This window comes from Streptomyces sp. NPDC000075, assembly GCF_040301925.1.
In the GTDB taxonomy this organism is placed as follows: Bacteria; Actinomycetota; Actinomycetes; order Streptomycetales; family Streptomycetaceae; genus Streptomyces; species Streptomyces polychromogenes.
In genome coordinates this window covers 236,732-257,341 of record NZ_JBEPFL010000007.1, presented here as the reverse complement: position 1 = coordinate 257,341, position 20,610 = coordinate 236,732, and the positions used below count along the sequence as shown (strand labels likewise).

Sequence of the window (20,610 nt, the reverse complement as noted above, 5' to 3'; positions counted from 1 at the left end):
GGATCGGGGTTCTGTAGCCCGATCGGGTGGAATCGGGAGCGGGGAGGCACGCGAGTGCCTCCCCGCTTCGTTTGGCGGAACGTGAGCGAGAAGAACGACGGTGCGAACCGCGATGTGACGAAACGATCGGCCCGGGAGCGACTCCAGGCGGAGCGCGAGCAGCAGAAGAGGAAGGACAAGCGCAGGCGCGCCCTCGTGGTCGGCGGGGCGGTGGTCGGCGTACTCGGCCTCGCCGCCGTCGTCGGCGTGATCGCGGCCAACACCGGCAAGGGCGACAAGTCCGCCAAGGGCCCCGTCGCGGCCCCCTCGGGCGCCACGGGCAAGGACGCGCTCGCCATCCAGACCGGCAAGGACGGCGCCAAGTCCACCCTCACGATCTGGGAGGACTTCCGCTGCCCCGCGTGCAAGGCCTTCGAGGACAACTACCGGGACACCCTCCACGACCTGGAGAACCGGGGCCTGCTCAAGATCGAGTACCACCTGGTGACCCTGATCGACGGCAACATGCGCGGCTCCGGCTCCCTGAACGCCGCGAACGCCGCGGCGTGCGCGCAGGACGCCGGGAAGTTCAGCGCCTACCACGACGTCCTCTTCGTGAACCAGCCGCAGGAGACGGACGACGCCTACGCCAAGAGCGCCAAGCTGCTGGAACTGTCGGGGAAGGTCGACGGACTCGACACCCCCGCGTTCCGCTCCTGTGTGGAGGGCGGCACCCACAACAGCTGGGTCGCGAAATCGCACGAGGCCTTCCGGGCCGGAAAGTTCAAGGGCACGCCGACCGTCCTGCTCGACGGCAAGGACATCTTCGGTGACCAGGCCAACCCGCTGACCCCGCAGAAGCTGAAGGAGAAGGTCGAGGCCAACGCCGGAGTGACCCCGAAGCCGTCGGCTTCCGCTTCCGCCTCCCCGTCGGCCTCGGCCTCGGGGAAGCCGGGCTCCGTGCCGAAGGCTGGCGCCTCGGGCGCCTCGGGCACCGCCGGATCGAAGACGGTGTCCAAGGGGACTACGGAGGACTGAGCCGCGGCGACCGCCGTGTGTGGTTTTGGTTTCAGCTTGCCGGGCGGGTTGCGGAGGCCACCGCCCGGCAGGGTAGCGTCAGCCTTGCCATGACCCTTGCTTACATCCCCAGTCCGTCGACCGGCGTGCTCCATCTCGGGCCGATCCCGCTCCGCGGCTACGCGTTCTGCATCATCATCGGCGTCTTCGTCGCCGTCTGGCTCGGCAACAAGCGGTGGATCGCGCGCGGCGGAAAGCCGGGCACGGTCGCGGACATCGCGGTGTGGGCGGTGCCCTTCGGCCTGGTCGGCGGTCGCCTCTACCACGTGATCACCGACTACCAGCTCTACTTCGGCGAGGGCCGGGACTGGGTCGACGCCTTCAAGATCTGGGAGGGCGGCCTCGGCATCTGGGGCGCGATCGCGCTGGGCGCGGTCGGTGCCTGGATCGGCTGCCGGCTGCGCGGCATCCCGCTGCCGGCCTGGGCCGACGCCCTCGCCCCCGGCATCGCCGTCGCCCAGGCCTTCGGCCGCTGGGGCAACTGGTTCAACCAGGAGCTGTACGGCCGCCCCACCGACCTGCCGTGGGCGCTGAAGATCAGCGAGGGCCCGAACCGGGTCGCCGGCCTCTACCACCCGACCTTCCTGTACGAGTCCCTGTGGTGCCTGGGCGTCGCCGCCCTGGTCATCTGGGCGGACCGCCGCTTCAAGCTCGGGCACGGGCGGGCCTTCGCCCTGTACGTGGCCGCGTACTGCTCGGGGCGGGTCTGGATCGAGTACATGCGGGTCGACGAGGCGCACCACATCCTGGGCCTGCGCCTGAACGTGTGGACGGCCATCGTGGTCTTCGTCCTCGCGGTGGTCTACTTCGTCCTCTCGGCGAAGCTGCGGCCGGGCCGCGAGGAGGTCGTCGAGCCGGAGCCCTCCGGGGGGTCGGGGGACACGGCCGGCTCCGCCGGGGACGCGGGCGGCTCCGCCGGGGCCGGGGACGCCGCTGACGCCCCCGAGGGGCCGAAGGACGCGAAGCCGGAGGCTGCCGCCGCGCCGGCCGAGGAGGACGCGAAGGCCGACGCGAAGCCGGTCGGGCTGACGAAGTCGGCTCCGGAGGCCGACAAGAGCTGAACCCGTACCCGGAGGGGCGTCGCAGGTGCTGCGGCGCCCCTCCGGCGTACCGGGGCTCCGCTGCGCGGGGCGAAGTCCCCTACCCGCCCTTCCTCCGTTCCCCGGGCGCTGCCCGGACCCGTTCCGGGCGCTCCGCGCCCGGTGCGCTCAAACGCCGCGCGGGCTGGAATTTCGCTGCGCGAAATCCAGCCCCGCCGGCGTTTGAGGCGCGGGGGTCTGGGGGCGGAGCCCCCAGGAACGGGGTCCGGGGCCGGACCCGGGGAACGGGCGAAGGGTGGGGCGGGGAGAGGCCCCGCAGGGCTACTGGGGGCGCCGCGCGAGCGACAGGGTGCGGTGGGCCGCCGCCACTACGGCGGGGTCCACGAAGCGGCCGTCCGGGAGGGCGAGGGCCCCCGGCGCCGCCCGGGCCGCCGAGACGATCTCCTCCGCCGCGACGACCTCCTCCGGCCCCGGGAGGAAGGCCCGTTCGATCACCGGCAGCTGCCGCGGGTGGATCGCCGCCCGCCCCAGGAACCCCAGCGCCCGCCCCCGCGCGCAGGAGGTGGCCAGCGCCTCCAGGTCCCGGATGTCCGGGAACACCGACTGCGCCGGCGGCGCCAGCCCGGCGGCCCGGGCGGCCACCACCACCCGGGAGCGCGGCCAGTCCAGCCCGCCCTCCGCGCACACCCCGAGGTCCGCGCAGAGGTCCGCCTCACCCAGGGTCAGCCCCTGCAGGGAAGGGTGCGCGCGGGCGATCTCGTACGCCCGCTCCACCCCCAGCGCGGACTCCAGCAGCGCGTACAGCGCCACCCCGCCCGTCCGGTCCGCGACCCGGACGATCTGCTCCGGGGCGTCCACCTTCGGCAGCCGCAGTCCCGCCAGCCCGTGCAGCCGGGACAGGGCCGTGAGGTCGGCGCCCGCCCAGGGGGAGCCCAGCGCGTTCACCCGGACGTGCACCGGCACCGGCGGGCGTTCGGTGAGCAGCTCGGCGGTGGCGGCGCGGGCGTACTCCTTGCGGGAGGCCGACACCGAGTCCTCCAGGTCCACGATGACGGCGTCCGCCCCGCAGCGCAGGGCCTTCTCCACCACCGCCGGGCGGTCCCCGGGTGCGTAAAGCCAGGTCAGGATCACAACGCACCCTCCGTGCGCAGAGCGGTGAGCTCGGCCCGGGTCAGGCCGAGCTCGGTGAGGACGGCTTCGGTGTCCGCGCCGTGCGGGCGGCCCGCCCAGCGGATCCCGCCGGGGGTCCCGGACAGCCGGAAGAGGACGTTCTGCATGCGGAGCGGGCCGAGTTCGGGGTCCTCGACCTCGGTGACGGTGTCGAGGGCCGCGAACTGCGGGTCGGCCATCACGTCCCGTACGTCGTAGACCAGGGCGACGGCCGCCTCCGCCTCCTCGAAGGCCATGACCACCTCCTCCGCCTTGTGGCGGGCGATCCAGCCGCCGACCGCCTCGTCGAGGACGTGCGTGTGCGCGGCCCGGCCGCTCCCCGTCCCGAACCAGGGCTCGTCGGCCAGCTCGGGGCGCCCGACGAGGCGGACCACCCGCTCCGCGATGGACCGGGCCGACGCGGACACCGCCAGCCAGCGGCCGTCCGCGCTGCGGTAGGTGTTGCGGGGGGCGTTGTTGGCGGAGCGGTTCCCGGTGCGCGGCTGGACGTAGCCGAGCTGGTCGTACCAGAGCGGGTGCGGGCCCAGCACGGTGAGGATGGGCTCGATGATCGCCAGGTCGACCACCTGCCCCTGTCCGGTCCGGTCCCGTCCGGCGAGGGCGGTCATCACGGCGTACGCGCAGGTCAGCGCGGCGATCGAGTCCGCGAGGCCGAAGGGCGGCAGGGTCGGCGGGCCGTCCGGCTCGCCGGTGATCGCGGCGAAGCCGCTCATGGCCTCGGCGAGGGTGCCGAAGCCGGGGCGGCGGGCGTACGGGCCCTGCTGGCCGAAGGCCGTGACGCGGGCCAGCACCAGCCGGGGGTTGGCGGCCGACAGCTCGGGCCAGCCCAGGCCCCACCGCTCCAGGGTGCCGGGGCGGAAGTTCTCGACGACCACGTCGGCGGTGGCGGCCAGCCGCAGCAGGGTGTCCCGGCCGCCGGGCGTGGAGAGGTCGAGGGTGATCGTCCGCTTGTTCCGCCCGAGCAGCTTCCACCAGAGCCCGACCCCGTCCTTGGCGGGTCCGTGACCGCGCGAGGGGTCGGGCCGCGCGGGGTGCTCGACCTTGACCACCTCGGCCCCGAAGTCCCCGAGCAGGGTGGCGGCGAGCGGCCCGGCGAAGAGCGTGGCCAGGTCCAGCACCCGCAGCCCGGCGAGGGGCCCGGGCGCCTGGCCGAGCCCGGCTCCGGGCCCCGGACCCGGGCCGGGGCCGGGGGCCGGGGTGCGGTCCGGGCCGGGGCCCGGGCCGGTGCCGGAGGCGGGGTCGGTCTCCGGGGTGGCCCGGTCGGGGCCCGGGGCGGGGGCGGTGGGGCTCATGGGGTGGCCCCGTCGGCGGCCAGGGCGGCCGTGTCCGTCTCCGTGCGCGTCGGCATCGAGGACTGCGCCCCGGGCCGCTGCACCGACAGTGCCGCCGCCACCGAGGCCCAGCGCAGCGCCTCCGGCACCGGCCGGCCCTCGCCGAGGGCCACCGCGAGCGCCCCCACGAAGGTGTCCCCGGCGGCGGTGGTGTCCACGGCCCGCACCCGGGGCGCGGGCACGGTCAGCGGGGCCCGCCCCCGGGCCGCGTACAGGGAGCCCGCCGCGCCCAGGGTGATCACCACCTCCGGCACCTCCCGCAGCAGTGCCTCTGCGGCCCGGTGCGGGTCGGTGAGCCCGGTCAGCGCGGCGGCCTCGTGCTCGTTCGGGACCAGCAGGTCGGTGGCGGCGAGGAGTTCGGCGGGCAGCGGCTGCGCGGGCGCCGGGGTCAGCACCGTGCGCACGCCGTGGGCGCGGGCGGCGCGGGCGCCCGCGAGCACGGCCTCCAGGGGGAGTTCCAGCTGGAGGAGCAGGCAGTCGGCGGCGCCGATGCGGGAGTCGTCGCCCGGCTCCAGGCCGGTGACGCGGCCGTTGGCGCCGGGGATGACGATGATGCTGTTCGCGCCCTCGTCGTCGACGGTGATGTGGGCGGTCCCGCTGGCCCCCTCGACGGTGCGCAGGGCGGCGGTCTCCACCCCCGACGCGGCGAGGGCCGCCCGCAGCCGTACGCCGAACTCGTCCGCGCCGACCGCGCCGATCATCACCACCTCCCCGCCGAGCCGGGCGGCGGCCACGGCCTGGTTGGCGCCCTTGCCGCCGGGGACGGTGCGGAACTCCCGTCCGGTGACGGTCTCCCCGGGGTGCGGGGCCTTGGGGACGTAGGCGACGAGGTCCATGTTCGTACTGCCGAGCACGGCGATGGCCGTCATGGTAGGGCTGCCTCCTGGGCGGTGAGACGGGCGAGGGTGTCGAAGCCGGCGCCGTCGAAACCGGCGACGGTGGTGGAGAGACGGTTCTTGAGCGGCGCGGTCCACCGCTCCGGGATCCGGTCGGGGGACCCGGCGAGCAGCCCGGCGACCGAGCCGGCGGTGGCCCCGTTGGAATCGGTGTCCCAGCCGCCGGACACCGCCCCGCACACGGAGCGGGTGAAGTCCCCGTCGGCGTGGGTGAGGGCGGCCGCGATCAGGGCGGTGTTGGGTACGGCGTGCACCCAGTGGTAGCCGCCGTAGCGGGCGTGCAGCCGGTCGACGACCCGCTCGAAGTCGCGCTCCGCGCGGGCGGTGCGGATCCCGGTGCGGACGGCCTCGGCGAGGCGCGAGCGGGGCGGTACGACGGCCAGCCCGGCCCGGAGCGCGTCGTGCACGTCGGCCCGGCCGGAGGCGGCCTCGGCGATGGTGGCGGCGGCGAACAGGGCGGCGTAGACGCCGTTGGCGGTGTGGCTGAGGGTGGCGTCCCGCCAGGCCTGTCCGGCGGCGGCGGCCGGGTCGCCGGGGTTGGTCCAGCCGTGGACGTCGGCGCGGATCAGGGCGCCGATCCACTCGCGGAAGGGGTTGTGGTGGGTGGCGGTGAGCGGGGGCTCCAGGCCCAGGAGCAGGTTGCGGTAGGCGATCCGCTCGGCGGTGAAGGCCCGGCCGGCCGGGAGCTCGTCGAGCCAGAGGCGGGCGAGGTCGGCGGTGGTGAATCCCTTGCCGTGGCGCTGGAGGAGGCGCAGGCCGAGCAGGGGGTGGTTCAGGTCGTCGTCCTCGGGCGTGCCGTCGATGTTCTCGGCGAGGGAGGTGCCGGCGGAGCGGCGGTTCCAGGGGTGGGCGGCGAGCAGCTCCGGGGGGACGCCGCGGGCGGTGAACCAGTCGTCGAGCGGCCAGTTGCCGGCGGCCCGGGCCAGCGCCCGGATGCCGTGGAGCGGCAGCTTCTCGACTGGCTTCCCGAGCACGCATCCCACGGCCCGCCCCACCCAGGCGGCCTCCAGCCGGGCCGCCAGTGCGGGATCCACCCGGGCGCCCGCCCCGGGGGCGGCACCCCCCGGCCCCGCCCGCCGGGCCGCAGCGGCTCCCGAGGGGGTGCGCGGGGCGGCGTCGGCGGCGCGGGGCCAGGTCGCCCGGAGGGCGGGCCACGCGGTGGGTTCGCCGGCGGCCGAGGGGACCGGCAGGGCGGCGAGTTCGTCCAGGAGGCGGGTCGCGAGCGCGCGCAGTTCCGGCCCCGCCGGGTCGGGGGAGGCGCCGGCCCGGGCGGGGGCCGGCCGGCCGCCCGCCGCCAGCCAGGCCCGCAGCAGCGGCCCGGCGTCCCGGCCGTCCTCGGCGGCCTGCCGCAGCTCGTGCCCGACGAGGTCCTCGGGCTGCGCCCAGGTCAGCCGTACGAGCTCCGGGCGGCCCGGAGCCGGGTCCGCCCCGGGGCCCGTCGTGCCGGCCGGCGCCCGGTCGCGTCCGGCGGCGGTGTGCGGGGCCCCGCCGCGTGGGGCCGCAGACCGGGCGGGGTCGGTCGTCATCATGGTGACGTGAGGGTGGCGAAGGCGGATTCGTGGGCGCGGCGGCGGGTGCGGTCGCGGGCGAAGACCTCCCGGGCCACCGCCGCCAGCGCGGCCGCCGGGGCGTGCAGGTCCAGCCGGCTGGCCTCGGCGACCCGCTTGGCCCAGCCGGCCGGTACCGCGTCCGCACCGCCCAGCGCGCCCGCGAGCGCCCCCGCCATCCCGGCCGTGGAGTCGCAGTCCCGCCCGTAGTTGACGGCCCCGAGCACCGCCGTCTCGTACGCGCCGTCCGCGACCAGCAGCATCCCGAGCGCGATCGGCAGTTCCTCGATCGCGTGCAGCCGCGAGGGTCGCCGGGCGCCGAGTGAGGGCGCCCGGTAGTCGGGGCCGACCGAGTCGTACGGGGCCACCGCCTCCCGCAGCGGCCCCAGCGCCGACTCGACGTCCCGGTGGCGCAGGGCGGCGTCCCGGACCGCCGCGATGGCCGCCCGGGTGCCGTCCTTGGCCAGGTCCAGCGCCGTGTCCACCACGGAGGCGGCCGTCGCCCCCGGCAGGCACGCCGCCGCCACCGCCGCCGCGAACACCCCGGCCGCCTCCCGCCCGTACGAGGACTGGTGCGCGCCCGCGACGTCCAGCGCCTCGGCGTAGGCGCCGTGCGGATTGCCCGCGTTGACCAGTCCGACCGGCGCCATGTACATCGCCGCACCGCAGTTGACGATGTTGCCGCTGCCGGCCTCGCGCGGGTCGGCGTGCGCGTAGTGCAGCCGCGTCACGATCCACTTCTCGGCGAGGAACACCCGCTGGAGCGGGAGGGCTTCGGCCTCCAGCTCGGGGATCCAGCGCGGGACGGACATCAGGTCCGGTACGAGGTGGTCGGCGATGGCGTACGCGTCCAGGTGGTCCCGTACGGTCTCGTACACCCGCACCAGGGCGTGCGTCATGAGGGTGTCGTCGGTGACGTGCCCGTCGCCCTTGTGGTACGGCGCGATGGGGCGGGCGGTGCGCCAGTCCTCGTACCAGGGGCCCACGATGCCGTGCACGCGGCCGCCGTGCCGTTCGGCGATCTGCTCGGGGGACCAGCCCTCCACCGGTCCGCCGAGGGCGTCGCCGACGGCGGCGCCGACGAGGGAGCCGGTGATCCGGTCCTCCAGGGTGGGGGTCATGTCCGAATCATTCCTTGGGTGAGGTGAGTTCCGTACGGGTGAGGAGCGCGGCGAGTTCGACCAGGTCGGTTCCGGCCAGGCGGGGCAGCGCGCAGCCGGACAGGACGCGGCAGGCCTCGCGCCAGGAGGCGGGCAGGGAGCCGCCGCCGCCCAGGGCGCCGGTGAGGGCGCCCGCGAGGGCGGGGGCGGAGTCGGCGACGCGCGAGAGGCAGGCGGCGGCCGGGACGGCCTCGGCGGCCCGGCCGCGGGCGGCGGTGGCCAGGGCGAGGGCGACGGGGACGGTCTCGGCGGCGGCGATGCCGTAGCTGTAGACGTGGTCCACGATCTGGTGCTCCAGGAGCGGGACCAGGGCGAAGGCGCCCTCCCCGTCGGCGCGGGCGAGCGCGACGGCGTGCCGGGCGTTGCGGCCGATCTCGGTGGCGGCGGGCAGCTGTTCGAGGGCGGCCTCGACGGCGGCGTCGGTGCCGGCCCCGGCCAGGGCGGCGGCGACGGCGGCGGCCATGGCGCGTGCGCCGTGGACCCCGTCCCCGTCCTGGGTGTAGCGGGCGTCGAACTCGGCGAGCTCGGCGGCCGCGCGGGGGTCGCCGGGGTGGACGACGGCGAGCACGCAGGCGCGTACGCAGGCGGCGTCGTCGAAGTAGTGCGGGTTGTCGTGGCCGGTGGCGGGCGGCCGCAGGCCCGCGGCCAGGTTGCCGAGGCCGGCCCGTACGGAGATCCGCGCGCGCATCGGCAGCACGGCGGACTCGACCTCGGGGGCCCGTTCCGCCGCGGCGGCGACCTCGCTGGCCAGGGCGTTCCAGGCGAGGTCGATGGCGGCGCGCATGCGGCGGGACCGGGACAGGTCGCTGAGCAGGGCTCCGGCGGCGGTGAGGACGGACTCGGCGGCGAAGGCGGCCCATTCGGCGTCGTCGGAGGGGCCGAGGCGCAGGGGTTCGGGGGGCTGGTTGAGGGCGATGGGGACGGGGAGGGTGGTGGTGGCGTTCTGCTCGGCGAAGGTGTCGAGCTCGCGGGTCAGGCGGCGGGTCCACTGGGGCATCCGGCTGGCCCGGTGCCGCGCGGCGGGCCACCCGGCGGCGTCGCCTGCGGCGAGCCCGAGCAACAGCCCCTCGATCCGCCGGTCCGCCTCCGGCGGGGCGACGGGGACCGGGGCGGCGCGGGCCGCGTCCGGAGTCCCGGCCGGGGCCGGGTCCCTACGGGCCGCCTCCGGCGGGGCGCCCGCCAGGGCGGCGTCGTAGGGGCCGGCGGCCGGGGCCCCGGCGCGGTGTCCCGGCGCCGGGACGGAACGGGCGGGGTCGTACGGGCGGGCGGTCGGGTGTCCGGCGTCATGTCCCGGCGGCGGGACGGTCTGGAGGGCTTCCGCCCCCGTGACGGGAGGCGGGGTGGCGGCCCCCTTGCCCGGTCCGGCGGTTTCTTCGGCCGCCGGGCGGGGGGCCGTCGGCACGGTCAGGTGCTCGGGTCCGTCGGCGCCCGGGGGCGCGGGCTCCCGGCCCGGTCCTCCCGGCGCCGGGACGGTGCGGGCGTCGCCCGTCTCCGGTCCGGCGGGTGGTGGGGTCATCGGGCGGGCTCCGGGGTGAGGAGGTCCGCGATGTCCAGGACGTGGTAGCCGCGCATCGACGGGAGGCAGCTGCCGCGGACCGGGCCGATGGCCGAGGACCAGTCGGCGGGGATGGCGGCGGCGCCCGACAGGGCTCCGGCCAGGGCGCCCGCCACCGCCGCCGTGGTGTCGGCGTCCCGGCCCATGTTCACGGCCGTCAGGACCGACGCCGGGAAGTCGCCCCCGCAGGCGGCGAACGCCCCGAACGCCAGCCCCACCGCCTCCGGGGCCAGGTCCGTCCACGGGTAGCCCCCGATGACCACCGCCGACCGCACCGCCCGCTCCCCGCGCGGGGCGGCGGTGACCGCGCGGCGCAGGGAGCGGGCCGTCCACGAGTCGGAGGGGATGACCGACAGGGCCGCCGAGACCACGGAGGCGGGGGAGCCCCCGGCCATCGCGGCGGCGACCCCGGCGGCCACCGCCTGCCCGCCGTAGATGCCCTCCCCGTCGTGGCTGACCGTGCCGTCGATCGCCACCAGCCGCGCCGCCTCCGCCGGGCGGCCCGCCGCGAAGACCCCGAACGGGGCCGCCCGCATCGCCAGCCCGTCCGACCACGCGTGCCGGTGCTGCGCCGAGATGGGCGCGGCCAGGCCCCGGCGCAGGTTCTCCAGGGTGCCCCGCTCGGAGAAGCCCGCCCCGCGGAACGGGCCCTCGTCCAGGTCGGCGATCCAGTGGTGCCAGGCCCTCTCCACGTGCGCCACGGTCAGCGCTGAGCCGTGCCGGGCCAGCAGCAGGCCGGAGAAGATCGCGTACTCCGTGTCGTCCGTCCCCGCCGGGTCCTCCGACACGAAGCCCTCGATCCGGCCCCACCGCGCGCGGATCTCCGACGGCTTCATGTTCTCCGCGGGGGCGCCCAGCGCGTCACCCACGGCGAGGCCGAGCAGCGCGCCCCTGGCCCGTTCCAGGAGGACTTGCGGATTGCATGCGACCAGCTCCATGGCGCGCCTCTCCCACGTGATGGGACCCATCATGAGTCCCTGGGGGATTTGTGCCACGCCATGAGGTTTGTCGGTCGCCGCGAAACACCCCCCGAACACCCCCGTCACCCGGTCGCCGATCCGCGAAAGCCCAGGTAAGTACGGCCTTCCTTGCTGGCGGCGGCCGTAAATCGTGCGTAGTTTCGAGGTGTTCAGGGGAGTGCCCGGGGAGGGCACGGCTGCGCGTCGCTTTCGCGTACCCACTCATGCGAAAAGGGGAGATACGCCGCATGTCCATCATCGACACCGAAGCGCCGCTGCACACCGCCCACCGCGACAACCACACCCACCGCGACGTCAACGGCGGCTGGCTGCGCCCGGCCGTCTTCGGCGCCATGGACGGCCTGGTCTCCAACCTCGCCCTGATGACCGGCGTGGCGGGCGGCGCGGTGGCCCCGCAGACCATCGTCATCACCGGCCTCGCCGGGCTGGCCGCCGGTGCCTTCTCGATGGCGGCCGGCGAGTACACCTCCGTCGCCTCGCAGCGCGAGCTGGTCCTCGCCGAGCTCGACGTCGAGCGCCAGCAGCTGCGCAAGCACCCCGTCGACGAGATGGAGGAGCTCGCCGAGCTCTACGTCTCGCGCGGGGTCGAGCCCGCCCTCGCCCGCGAGGTGGCCATGCAGCTGTCCCGCGACCCGGAGCAGGCGCTGGAGATCCACGCCCGTGAGGAGCTCGGCATCGACCCCGAGGACCTGCCCTCGCCGCTGGTCGCCGCCGTCTCCTCCTTCGGCTCCTTCGCGCTGGGCGCGCTGCTGCCCGTACTGCCCTACCTGCTCGGGGCGACCGCCCTGTGGCCGGCCGTGCTGCTGGCGCTCGCCGGGCTCTTCGCCTGCGGCGCGGTGGTGGCCCGGGTGACGGCCAGGTCCTGGTGGTACAGCGGTATGCGCCAGCTTGTCCTGGGTGGTGCCGCCGCCGGTGTGACGTACGTCCTGGGAACCTGGATCGGCGGCGCCATAGGCTAAGAGCCCCGGGAGTGAGACACTATGCAGTACGCAACATAAGTAGTCTCGAATCCGGTGGTTTCACTTCCGCTCCCGCCGGGCATCAGACCAGGGCGCCGGGCAACGATGCCCGTTTCGCGCCGGGACCTTCACCCCGAGTCGTATACGCGGAAAGCTCCCAAGGCCGTTCCAACCCCCGCGATCCCTTGAAGGTCCCTTCTTTCTGCCTCGCGCAGTGTCCGCATGCTGGAACGCCATATCCGCTTCTCGGAATTGCCGTCATCATGTAACCTGCACGAAATTTCGCAGAGGGCCAACGTCGTCCCTCGGCCAGCACATTGCCACGACGACGACGGGAGAGCCGATGCGTTCCGCATCCACGCACTCCGCGACCGGCCCCAGCACCACCGCCTGGTCGCCCATGGACGGTCGCCCCGCCCAGCAGGGCATGTACGACCCGCGCAACGAGAAGGACGCCTGTGGCGTCGGATTCGTGGCGAACCTCACCGGCGAGGCCACCCACACCCTCGTCGAGCAGGCCCTGACCGTCCTGCGGAACCTCGAGCACCGCGGCGCCACCGGCTCCGAACCGGACTCCGGCGACGGCGCCGGCATCCTGTCCCAGGTCCCGGACGCCTTCCTCCGCGAGGTCGCCGGATTCGAGCTCCCCGAGGCCGGCGCCTACGCCGTCGGCATCGCCTTCCTCCCCGCCGACGGCTCCGCACAGGCCGTCGCCGTGGAGCGGATCGAGGCCATCGCCGCCGAGGAGAACCTGACGGTCCTCGGCTGGCGCGAGGTGCCGGTGACCCCCGACCTCCTCGGCAACGGGGCCCGCACCACGATGCCCGCCTTCTCCCAGCTGTTCGTGTCCAACGGCACGACCGGCATCGAGCTGGACCGCAAGGCGTTCGTCCTGCGCAAGCGCGCCGAGCGCGAGGCCGGGGTCTACTTCCCCTCGCTCTCCGCCCGCACCATCGTCTACAAGGGCATGCTGACCACCGGCCAGCTGGAGCCCTTCTTCCCGGACCTCTCCGACCGCCGCTTCGCCTCGGCGCTCGCCCTGGTCCACTCCCGGTTCTCGACGAACACCTTCCCGTCCTGGCCGCTCGCCCACCCGTACCGCTTCGTCGCGCACAACGGCGAGATCAACACGGTCAAGGGCAACCGGAACTGGATGCGCGCCCGCGAGTCCCAGCTGGCCACCTCCGCCTTCGGCGAGGCCGCCCTGGACCGGATCTTCCCGATCTGCACCCCGGACGCCTCCGACTCCGCCTCCTTCGACGAGGTCCTGGAGCTGCTCCACCTCGGCGGCCGCTCGCTGCCGCACAGCGTGCTGATGATGATCCCGGAGGCGTGGGAGAACCACACCTCCATGGACCCGGCCCGCCGCGCGTTCTACCAGTACCACTCCACGATGATGGAGCCCTGGGACGGCCCCGCCTGCGTCACCTTCACCGACGGCACCCAGGTCGGCGCGGTACTCGACCGCAACGGTCTGCGCCCCGGCCGCTACTGGGTCACCGACGACGGCCTCGTCGTCCTCGGCTCCGAGGTCGGCGTCCTCGACATCGACCCGGCCAAGGTCGTCCGCAAGGGCCGCCTCCAGCCCGGCAAGATGTTCCTCGTCGACACCGCCCAGAAGCGGATCATCGAGGACGACGAGATCAAGAACGAGCTCGCCTCCGCCGCCCCCTACGCGGACTGGCTGGAGACCGGCGAGATCGAGCTGACGGACCTGCCCGAGCGCGAGCACATCGTCCACACCCACGCCTCGGTCACCCGCCGCCAGCAGACCTTCGGCTACACCGAGGAAGAGCTGCGCGTCATCCTCGCCCCCATGGCCCGCACGGGCGGCGAGCCGCTCGGCTCCATGGGCACGGACTCCCCGATCGCGGCCCTCTCCGAGCGCCCCCGGCTGCTCTTCGACTACTTCACCCAGCTCTTCGCGCAGGTCACCAACCCGCCGCTGGACGCCATCCGCGAGGAGCTCGTCACCTCGCTGCTCTCCTCGATCGGCCCGCAGTCCAACCTGCTGGAGCCGACCGCCGCGTCCTGCCGCAGCGTCACCCTGCCCTTCCCGGTGATCGACAACGACGAGCTGGCCAAGCTCATCCACATCAACGCCGACGGCGACATGCCCGGCATGAAGGCCGCCACGCTCTCCGGCCTCTACCGGGTCTCCGGCGGCGGCGAGGCCCTCGCCGCCCGGATCGAGGAGATCCGTGCCGAGGCCGACGCCGCCATCGCGGCCGGCGCCCGCCTCATCGTCCTGTCGGACCGCCACTCGGACGCCGAGCACGCGCCGATCCCGTCGCTGCTGCTCACCTCCGCCGTGCACCACCACCTCATCGCCACCAAGCAGCGCACCCAGGTGGGCCTGCTGGTCGAGGCCGGCGATGTCCGCGAGGTCCACCACGTCGCCCTGCTCATCGGCTACGGCGCCGCGGCCGTCAACCCGTACCTGGCCATGGAGTCCGTCGAGGACCTCCTGCGCGCCGGCACCTTCATCGAGGGCATCGAGCCCGAGAAGGCCATCAAGAACCTGATCTACGCCCTCGGCAAGGGCGTCCTGAAGGTCATGTCCAAGATGGGCATCTCCACCGTCGCCTCCTACCGCGGCGCCCAGGTCTTCGAGGCCGTCGGCCTGAACGAGGAGTTCGTCGCCACGTACTTCAGCGGCACCGCCACCAAGATCGGCGGCGCCGGCCTGGACGTCATCGCCAAGGAGGTGGCCGCCCGTCACGCCAAGGCGTACCCGGCCTCCGGCATCGCGGCCACGCACCGCGCGCTGGAGATCGGCGGCGAGTACCAGTGGCGCCGCGAGGGCGAACCGCACCTGTTCGACCCGGAGACGGTCTTCCGCCTCCAGCACGCCACCCGCAACCGCCGGTACGACATCTTCCGCAAGTACACGGACCGGGTGAACGAGCAGTCCGAGCGCCTGATGACGCTCCGCGGCCTGTTCGGCTTCAAGTCCGACCGCCCGTCGATCTCCATCGACGAGGTCGAGCCGGTCTCCGAGATCGTCAAGCGCTTCTCCACCGGCGCCATGTCGTACGGCTCCATCTCCAAGGAGGCGCACGAGACCCTCGCCATCGCCATGAACCAGCTGGGCGCCAAGTCCAACACCGGTGAGGGCGGCGAGGACCCGGACCGCCTGTACGACCCGGCGCGGCGCTCGTCGATCAAGCAGGTCGCCTCCGGCCGCTTCGGCGTCACCTCCGAGTACCTGGTCAACGCGGACGACATCCAGATCAAGATGGCCCAGGGCGCCAAGCCCGGCGAGGGCGGCCAGCTGCCCGGCCACAAGGTCTACCCGTGGGTCGCCAAGACGCGTCACTCGACGCCCGGCGTCGGCCTGATCTCCCCGCCGCCGCACCACGACATCTACTCCATCGAGGACCTGGCCCAGCTGATCCACGACCTCAAGAACGCCAACCCGGTCGCGCGCATCCACGTGAAGCTCGTGTCCGAGGTCGGCGTCGGTACGGTCGCGGCCGGTGTCTCCAAGGCCCACGCGGACGTCGTCCTGATCTCCGGCCACGACGGCGGAACGGGCGCCTCCCCGCTCACCTCGCTCAAGCACGCGGGCGGCCCCTGGGAGCTGGGCCTCGCCGAGACCCAGCAGACCCTGCTGCTCAACGGCCTGCGCGACCGCATCGTCGTCCAGACCGACGGCCAGCTCAAGACCGGCCGCGACGTGGTCATCGCCGCGCTGCTCGGCGCCGAGGAGTTCGGTTTCGCGACCGCGCCGCTCGTCGTCTCCGGCTGCGTCATGATGCGCGTCTGTCACCTGGACACCTGCCCGGTCGGCATCGCCACCCAGAACCCGGTCCTGCGCGACCGCTTCTCCGGCAAGCCCGAGTTCGTCGTGAACTTCTTCGAGTTCATCGCCGAGGAGGTCCGCGAGATCCTCGCGGAGCTGGGCTTCCGCACCATCGAGGAGGCCGTCGGCCACGCCGAGCTCCTCGACACCAGCAAGGCCGTCACCCACTGGAAGGCGCAGGGCCTCGACCTGGAGCCCCTCTTCCACGTGCCGGACCTGCCGGAGGGCGCGGTCCGCCACGCCCTCGTCGAGCAGGACCACGGTCTGGAGAAGGCCCTCGACAACGAGCTGATCGAGCTCGCCGCCGACGCGCTGAACGCCGAGACCGCCGAGGCGGCCCGGCCGGTCCGCGCCCAGGTCGCGATCCGCAACATCAACCGGACCGTCGGCACCATGCTCGGCCACCACGTCACCAAGAAGTTCGGCGGCGCGGGCCTGCCCGACGACACCATCGACCTGACCTTCACCGGTTCGGCGGGCCAGTCCTTCGGCGCCTTCCTCCCCAAGGGCGTGACCCTGCGCCTGGAGGGCGACGCCAACGACTACGTCGGCAAGGGCCTCTCCGGCGGCCGGATCGTGGTCCGCCCGGACCGCGGCGCCGACCACCTCGCCGAGTACTCCACCATCGCCGGCAACACCATCGGCTACGGCGCCACCGGCGGCGAGATGTTCCTGCGCGGCCGCACCGGCGAGCGCTTCTGCGTCCGCAACTCCGGCGCCCTGGTCGTCTCGGAGGGCGTGGGCGACCACGGCTGCGAGTACATGACCGGCGGCACCGCGGTCGTCCTCGGCGAGACCGGCCGCAACTTCGCGGCGGGCATGTCCGGCGGCGTCGCGTACGTCATCGACCTCGACCCGCGCCAGGTCAACTCGGGCAACGCGGAGGCCGTCGAGGCCCCGTCGGACGAGGACAAGCTGTGGCTGCACGATGTGGTGCGCCGCCACGAGGAGGAGACCGGCTCGACCGTGGCCGCGAAGCTCCTGGCTGACTGGGACGCCGCCGCGGCCCGCTTCAGCAAGATCATCCCGACCACGTACAAGGCAGTGCTCGCCGCCAAGGACGCCGCTGAGCTGGCCGGACTCTCCGAGTCCGAGACCACCGAGAAGATGATGGAGGCGGCGACCCATGGCTGACCCGAAGGGCTTCCTCACCACCCCGCGCGAGACCGCCTGCACCCGTCCCGTCGCCGAGCGCGTCAAGGACTGGAACGAGGTCTACGTCAAGGGCTCGCTGCTCCCGATCATCAGCAAGCAGGCCGGCCGCTGCATGGACTGCGGCATCCCGTTCTGTCACAACGGCTGCCCGCTCGGGAACCTGATCCCGGAGTGGAACGACTACGCCTACCGCGAGGACTGGGCGGCGGCGTCGGAGCGGCTCCACGCGACGAATAACTTCCCGGAGTTCACGGGCCGGCTGTGCCCCGCTCCCTGTGAGTCGGCGTGCGTGCTCGGCATCAACCAGCCGGCCGTCACGATCAAGAACGTCGAAGTCTCGATCATCGACCAGGCCTGGGACAACGGCGACGTCACCCCGCAGGCCCCGGAGCGCCTCTCCGGCAAGACCGTGGCCGTCATCGGCTCCGGCCCGGCCGGTCTGGCCGCCGCCCAGCAGCTGACCCGGGCCGGCCACACCGTGGTCGTGTACGAGCGCGCCGACCGCATCGGCGGCCTGCTGCGCTACGGCATCCCCGAGTTCAAGATGGAGAAGGTGCACATCAACCGCCGCATCGAGCAGATGCGCGCGGAGGGCACCAAGTTCCGCACCGGCATCGAGGTCGGCCGCGACATCACGGCGACGGACCTGCGCAAGCGGTTCGACGCGGTCGTCGTCGCGGCGGGCGCCACCGTCTCCCGCGACCTGCCGGTCCCGGGCCGCGACCTCAAGGGCGTCCACTTCGCGATGGAGTACCTCCCCCTCGCGAACAAGGTCCAGGAGGGCGACTTCGTGGCGCCCCCCATCACGGCCGAGGGCAAGCACGTGGTCGTCATCGGCGGCGGCGACACCGGCGCGGACTGCGTCGGCACCGCCCACCGCCAGGGTGCCCTCTCGGTCACCCAGCTGGAGATCATGCCCCGCCCGTCGGAGGACCGCCCGGCGGCCATGCCGTGGCCGACCTTCCCGATGCTGTACAAGGTCACCTCGGCCCACGAGGAGGGCGGTGAGCGGATCTACTCCGTCTCCACCACCCACTTCGAGGGCGACGAGGACGGCAACGTCCAGGCCCTGCACCTGATCGAGGTCGAGTTCATCGACGGCAAGCTCACCCAGAAGCCCGGCACCGAGCGCGTCCTCCCCGCGCAGCTGGTCACCCTGGCGATGGGCTTCACCGGCACCGACCAGGCCAACGGCCTGGTGGAGCAGTTCGGCGTGGACCTGGACGAGCGGGGCAACATCGCCCGCGACGCCTCGTACGCGACCAACGCCGACGGCGTCTTCGTCGCCGGCGACGCCGGCCGCGGCCAGTCGCTGATCGTGTGGGCCATCGCGGAGGGCCGCTCGGCCGCCCGCGGCGTGGACCGCTACCTGACGGGCAGCAGCACCCTCCCGTACCCGATCAAGCCGACGGACCGCTCGCTGATGGTGTAACCCCTCATACGGTCCGTACAACGAAGTGCGGAACTCCGACACCGCGCCCGCCACGTCCCCGACCAGGGGTGGCGGGCGCGGTGGCGTTCGGTAGTCGTATGAATGCGTTCGGCTGATCCGCCAGGTTGGCCGGGGCTACGCTTTCTCGCAGGCAAGGGGATTGCGGAAGCGGGGAGTTGGCTCATGGCCAAGTCGAAGGACGAGGGCGCCGCGCAGAGTCCGGAGGAGTTCGCCCGCGAGGAGCTGCGGCGGCACCGCGAGGCGGCCAGGATGACCCAGGAGGGTCTGGGCGAGCGGATCTTCGTGAGCGGGTCGTACGTCGGGCAGATGGAGTGCGGCACGCGACGGTTGAGGCCGGAGCTGGCGGTGCTGATCGACAGGGAGCTTGGCACTGGGGACTACTTCACTCGCCTGTCCAAGGCGTTCAAGCGCCGATGTGAGGACTACTGCGCCGAAGCGGCTGAGCTGGAACGTGTGGCGACGGCTATCTACGAATACGCCTCCACTCTGGTTCCCGGGTTGCTCCAGACTGCCGACTATGCCCGGTCCTTGATGTGGGGTGGTAATCCCACCGCGCTCGCCGAGTACATTGACGGTCTCGTCGATTTTCGTCTGTCGCGCGCAAGGCTGCTCGACGATCCGGCCACCCCGGAAATGTGGGTCGTCCTGCACGAAGCGGTACTGCGGACGGCAGTCGGGGGACCTGGTGTGATGGCCGCGCAGTTGCGGCACATCTCCGCATTCGTCCGGGGTCATCGGATCACCATGCAAGTGGTGCCTTTCGCGGCCGGTGCCCAAGGGGCCCTGGGATCGCTGGTGACCATCATGCAGTTCGTTGACGCGCCCGACGTGGTGTACACGGAGGGGCCCCGTGTGGGGCAGCTGCTCGACTACCCCGCGCTGGTCCGCCAACACTGGAAACTCTACGATTTGGCAAGGGCTGCCGCGCTGTCGCCGGAGGCGTCCCTGGCCTTGATCGAGTCGGTGGCGGAGGAGTACGCGAAATGCGCGCAGACATGAACGGCCTGTCTTGGAGGACGTCCTCGTACAGCGGCTCCGAAGGCAACAGCTGCGTAGAGGTGTCCGACGATCTCCCCGGTGTCGTCCCCGTCAGGGACACCAAGCTCTCGGGCGTCGGCCCGGTGCTGCTGTTCCCGGCGGCCGCGTGGGCTCCGTTCGTCCAGGCGGTGAAGGACCGAGCCTGACCCCGTCGCCCGGCCGGGCACTGCTCCGGCCGGGCGGGGTGCGGGGGCTTCAGGTGCCGTCGGCTTCGCCGCCGTCCCGGCGGGTTTTGCGCTCGGCTTCGTCGAGCTCCCGCATGCGGCGTTCGATGCCTTCCTTCAGGCTCTCCCGCTCCGGCGGCTCGGGTTCGGCCTTGGGCCGGCGGATCTGCTCGCGCAGGCGGTCCGCGCGCTCCTTGCGTTGCTGGGCGTCCTCACTCACGACGGCCTCCCTGGCAGGCGGGCTGAGGGTCGTACCGGAACGATTGTCCTCCTCGCTGCCCCTTACTTCCCCTTGGGCTTGCTCTTGGCCTTGTCCTTGTCCTTGGTCTTGAAGGCCTTCGCCGCCGGATTTCCCGCCTTCAGCCGCTCGATCTCGGCGCGCCACACGCCGGCCCGGGCGCTGGTGGACTCCTTGACGCGGGCCGTGAGGGTCCGCGCGGCCATGTACTGCTTGGAAGAGGGGCCGCTGGCGGCCAGACGGCTGACGGTCTTGGTCTGGGCGTCGATCGCCTCGCGGATGCTGCCGCTGCCCGACAGCTTGCCGAGCTTGCGGAACTTCGGTTCCTTGCTGTCGAACCAGATCTGCTGCCACCAGTCGCCCGTGGCCGAGTCCTCGAAGCTGATGTATCCGCCACGCAGGATCGTCCTCGGCGCCTGGATGTGGCCGCCGAAGCTGTAGCGCGTGCCCGGGACGGTGACCGGGTCGTAGAAGCGCGGGGTGAAGAAGTCGGAGACGAGCAGGCCGTTGATGGTGTAGCCGAACTCCTCGGCCTCCGAGGGGTCGGCGACCTCGACGAGGAACCGGGCCTGTCCCTGGTCGGGGTGGGGGGACTTGCCGGACACCAGACGGTTCCCGAACGGGTCGGCCAGCATTTCCAGCATCTCGTGGCTCGCGGTCAGCGACCAGCTGTCGCTGTACTCGATGAGGGAGTACGGCTGCTTGTTCTCGTCCGTGTGGTACCCCGCCGCGCCGGGTACGTCGTCGACCACGATCAGCGGCCAGTAGCCGACGGGCACGTCCTCCAGCCGGTCGAAGGCGTCCACCGTCGCGTTCACCTGCCAGAGCGGCGCGAAGTCGCGGGTCGCCTGTTTCTGGAGCGCGGCGGCGACCCGGGTGATCTGTGAAGGGGTGATCGTGTTGCTCTTGGTCTCGGAGACGAGGGCGAGCTGGTGGATGAGCATGGGTGCGGCTGACCTTCCGTTTCGCGGCAGCGGCGGCCCGGCCTGGAACCACTTCGGCTCCCACGGCCGCCAGACCCGTCGAGCTTCACCGAGCGGCGGCCCGATCGCGCGCGCACACG

Annotated in this window: 16 protein-coding genes; 7 read left to right on the top strand and 9 right to left on the bottom strand. The window is 73.4% G+C overall.

Annotated elements, in window-relative coordinates:
- Nucleotides 1–81: 81 nt before the first annotated feature.
- On the top strand, nucleotides 82–1,017 hold the full coding sequence (locus tag ABT403_RS11850) for a DsbA family protein (protein ID WP_344154128.1): 936 nt from the start codon (nucleotides 82–84) through the stop codon (nucleotides 1,015–1,017).
- An 89-nt stretch (nucleotides 1,018–1,106) separates the two neighbouring features.
- Nucleotides 1,107–2,117, top strand: a complete 1,011-nt coding sequence (gene lgt / locus ABT403_RS11845; RefSeq protein WP_344154131.1) for a prolipoprotein diacylglyceryl transferase — start codon at nucleotides 1,107–1,109, stop codon at nucleotides 2,115–2,117.
- Nucleotides 2,118–2,417: 300 nt separating this feature from the next.
- Here lgt and ABT403_RS11840 read toward each other — a convergent pair whose 3' ends face one another.
- From ABT403_RS11840 to ABT403_RS11810, 7 genes are read right to left on the bottom strand one after another with little or no spacing between them, the layout of a single operon-like run.
- The gene (locus ABT403_RS11840) at nucleotides 2,418–3,227 is read right to left on the bottom strand and encodes an HpcH/HpaI aldolase/citrate lyase family protein (RefSeq protein WP_344154134.1); all 810 of its coding nucleotides are present in this window, start codon (nucleotides 3,225–3,227) and stop codon (nucleotides 2,418–2,420) included.
- Nucleotides 3,224–4,558 (bottom strand): CaiB/BaiF CoA transferase family protein, encoded by a 1,335-nt coding sequence (locus ABT403_RS11835; RefSeq protein ID WP_344154137.1) that lies wholly within the window; start codon nucleotides 4,556–4,558, stop codon nucleotides 3,224–3,226. The genes ABT403_RS11840 and ABT403_RS11835 overlap by 4 nt, the downstream gene beginning before the upstream one ends.
- Nucleotides 4,555–5,466, bottom strand: coding sequence for a ribokinase (rbsK, locus tag ABT403_RS11830; RefSeq protein ID WP_344154140.1), 912 nt, complete (start codon nucleotides 5,464–5,466; stop codon nucleotides 4,555–4,557). The genes ABT403_RS11835 and rbsK overlap by 4 nt, the downstream gene beginning before the upstream one ends.
- Nucleotides 5,463–7,019, bottom strand: coding sequence for an ADP-ribosylglycohydrolase family protein (locus ABT403_RS11825; RefSeq protein WP_344154143.1), 1,557 nt, complete (start codon nucleotides 7,017–7,019; stop codon nucleotides 5,463–5,465). The genes rbsK and ABT403_RS11825 overlap by 4 nt, the downstream gene beginning before the upstream one ends.
- Entirely contained in the window at nucleotides 7,019–8,161 is a 1,143-nt protein-coding gene (locus ABT403_RS11820; protein ID WP_344154146.1) for an ADP-ribosylglycohydrolase family protein, read from the bottom strand. The genes ABT403_RS11825 and ABT403_RS11820 overlap by 1 nt, the downstream gene beginning before the upstream one ends.
- Nucleotides 8,162–8,168: 7 nt before the next feature.
- A complete protein-coding gene (locus tag ABT403_RS11815) occupies nucleotides 8,169–9,716 on the bottom strand; it encodes an ADP-ribosylglycohydrolase family protein (protein WP_344154149.1) in 1,548 nt (515 codons plus the stop codon).
- Entirely contained in the window at nucleotides 9,713–10,693 is a 981-nt protein-coding gene (locus tag ABT403_RS11810; RefSeq protein ID WP_344154152.1) for an ADP-ribosylglycohydrolase family protein, read from the bottom strand. The genes ABT403_RS11815 and ABT403_RS11810 overlap by 4 nt, the downstream gene beginning before the upstream one ends.
- Nucleotides 10,694–10,962: 269 nt before the next feature.
- On the opposite strand from ABT403_RS11810, the gene ABT403_RS11805 reads away from it, so the two are divergent.
- The 5 genes from ABT403_RS11805 (at nucleotide 10,963) to ABT403_RS11785 (ending at nucleotide 19,291) form a co-directional block, all read left to right on the top strand.
- A complete protein-coding gene (locus ABT403_RS11805) occupies nucleotides 10,963–11,694 on the top strand; it encodes a VIT1/CCC1 transporter family protein (protein WP_344154155.1) in 732 nt (243 codons plus the stop codon).
- A gap of 400 nt (nucleotides 11,695–12,094) precedes the next feature.
- The gene (gene gltB, locus ABT403_RS11800; RefSeq protein WP_344154856.1) at nucleotides 12,095–16,633 is read left to right on the top strand and encodes a glutamate synthase large subunit; all 4,539 of its coding nucleotides are present in this window, start codon (nucleotides 12,095–12,097) and stop codon (nucleotides 16,631–16,633) included.
- A complete protein-coding gene (locus ABT403_RS11795) occupies nucleotides 16,626–18,086 on the top strand; it encodes a glutamate synthase subunit beta (RefSeq protein WP_344154158.1) in 1,461 nt (486 codons plus the stop codon). The genes gltB and ABT403_RS11795 overlap by 8 nt, the downstream gene beginning before the upstream one ends.
- Nucleotides 18,087–18,269: 183 nt before the next feature.
- Nucleotides 18,270–19,106 carry a helix-turn-helix domain-containing protein gene (locus tag ABT403_RS11790; RefSeq protein ID WP_344154161.1) on the top strand — a complete coding sequence of 279 codons (837 nt, stop codon included), beginning with the start codon at nucleotides 18,270–18,272 and terminating at the stop codon, nucleotides 19,104–19,106.
- Nucleotides 19,091–19,291 (top strand): DUF397 domain-containing protein, encoded by a 201-nt coding sequence (locus ABT403_RS11785; RefSeq protein WP_344154164.1) that lies wholly within the window; start codon nucleotides 19,091–19,093, stop codon nucleotides 19,289–19,291. The genes ABT403_RS11790 and ABT403_RS11785 overlap by 16 nt, the downstream gene beginning before the upstream one ends.
- A 49-nt stretch (nucleotides 19,292–19,340) precedes the next feature.
- On the opposite strand, the gene ABT403_RS11780 is transcribed toward ABT403_RS11785, so the two are convergent.
- Both ABT403_RS11780 and ABT403_RS11775 read right to left on the bottom strand, forming a co-directional pair.
- On the bottom strand, nucleotides 19,341–19,529 hold the full coding sequence (locus ABT403_RS11780) for a hypothetical protein (protein ID WP_344154167.1): 189 nt from the start codon (nucleotides 19,527–19,529) through the stop codon (nucleotides 19,341–19,343).
- 62 nt (nucleotides 19,530–19,591) lie between these two features.
- Complete coding sequence (locus ABT403_RS11775; RefSeq protein WP_344154170.1) at nucleotides 19,592–20,491, bottom strand: hypothetical protein; 900 nt, start codon at nucleotides 20,489–20,491, stop codon at nucleotides 19,592–19,594.
- Nucleotides 20,492–20,610: the final 119 nt, after the last annotated feature.

What these genes read in the sequence shown, in the direction of transcription:
- rbsK (WP_344154140.1), bottom strand. Translation starts at nt 5,466, where the DNA reads ATGACGGCCATCGCCGTGCTCGGCAGTACGAACATGGACCTCGTCGCC.
- ABT403_RS11775 (WP_344154170.1), bottom strand. Translation starts at nt 20,491, where the DNA reads ATGCTCATCCACCAGCTCGCCCTCGTCTCCGAGACCAAGAGCAACACG.
- ABT403_RS11805 (WP_344154155.1), top strand. Translation starts at nt 10,963, where the DNA reads ATGTCCATCATCGACACCGAAGCGCCGCTGCACACCGCCCACCGCGAC.
- gltB (WP_344154856.1), top strand. Translation starts at nt 12,095, where the DNA reads ATGGACGGTCGCCCCGCCCAGCAGGGCATGTACGACCCGCGCAACGAG.
- ABT403_RS11785 (WP_344154164.1), top strand. Translation starts at nt 19,091, where the DNA reads ATGCGCGCAGACATGAACGGCCTGTCTTGGAGGACGTCCTCGTACAGC.
- ABT403_RS11810 (WP_344154152.1), bottom strand. Translation starts at nt 10,693, where the DNA reads ATGGAGCTGGTCGCATGCAATCCGCAAGTCCTCCTGGAACGGGCCAGG.
- ABT403_RS11820 (WP_344154146.1), bottom strand. Translation starts at nt 8,161, where the DNA reads ATGACCCCCACCCTGGAGGACCGGATCACCGGCTCCCTCGTCGGCGCC.
- lgt (WP_344154131.1), top strand. Translation starts at nt 1,107, where the DNA reads ATGACCCTTGCTTACATCCCCAGTCCGTCGACCGGCGTGCTCCATCTC.
- ABT403_RS11815 (WP_344154149.1), bottom strand. Translation starts at nt 9,716, where the DNA reads ATGACCCCACCACCCGCCGGACCGGAGACGGGCGACGCCCGCACCGTC.
- ABT403_RS11790 (WP_344154161.1), top strand. Translation starts at nt 18,270, where the DNA reads ATGGCCAAGTCGAAGGACGAGGGCGCCGCGCAGAGTCCGGAGGAGTTC.
- ABT403_RS11825 (WP_344154143.1), bottom strand. Translation starts at nt 7,019, where the DNA reads ATGACGACCGACCCCGCCCGGTCTGCGGCCCCACGCGGCGGGGCCCCG.
- ABT403_RS11835 (WP_344154137.1), bottom strand. Translation starts at nt 4,558, where the DNA reads ATGAGCCCCACCGCCCCCGCCCCGGGCCCCGACCGGGCCACCCCGGAG.
- ABT403_RS11795 (WP_344154158.1), top strand. Translation starts at nt 16,626, where the DNA reads ATGGCTGACCCGAAGGGCTTCCTCACCACCCCGCGCGAGACCGCCTGC.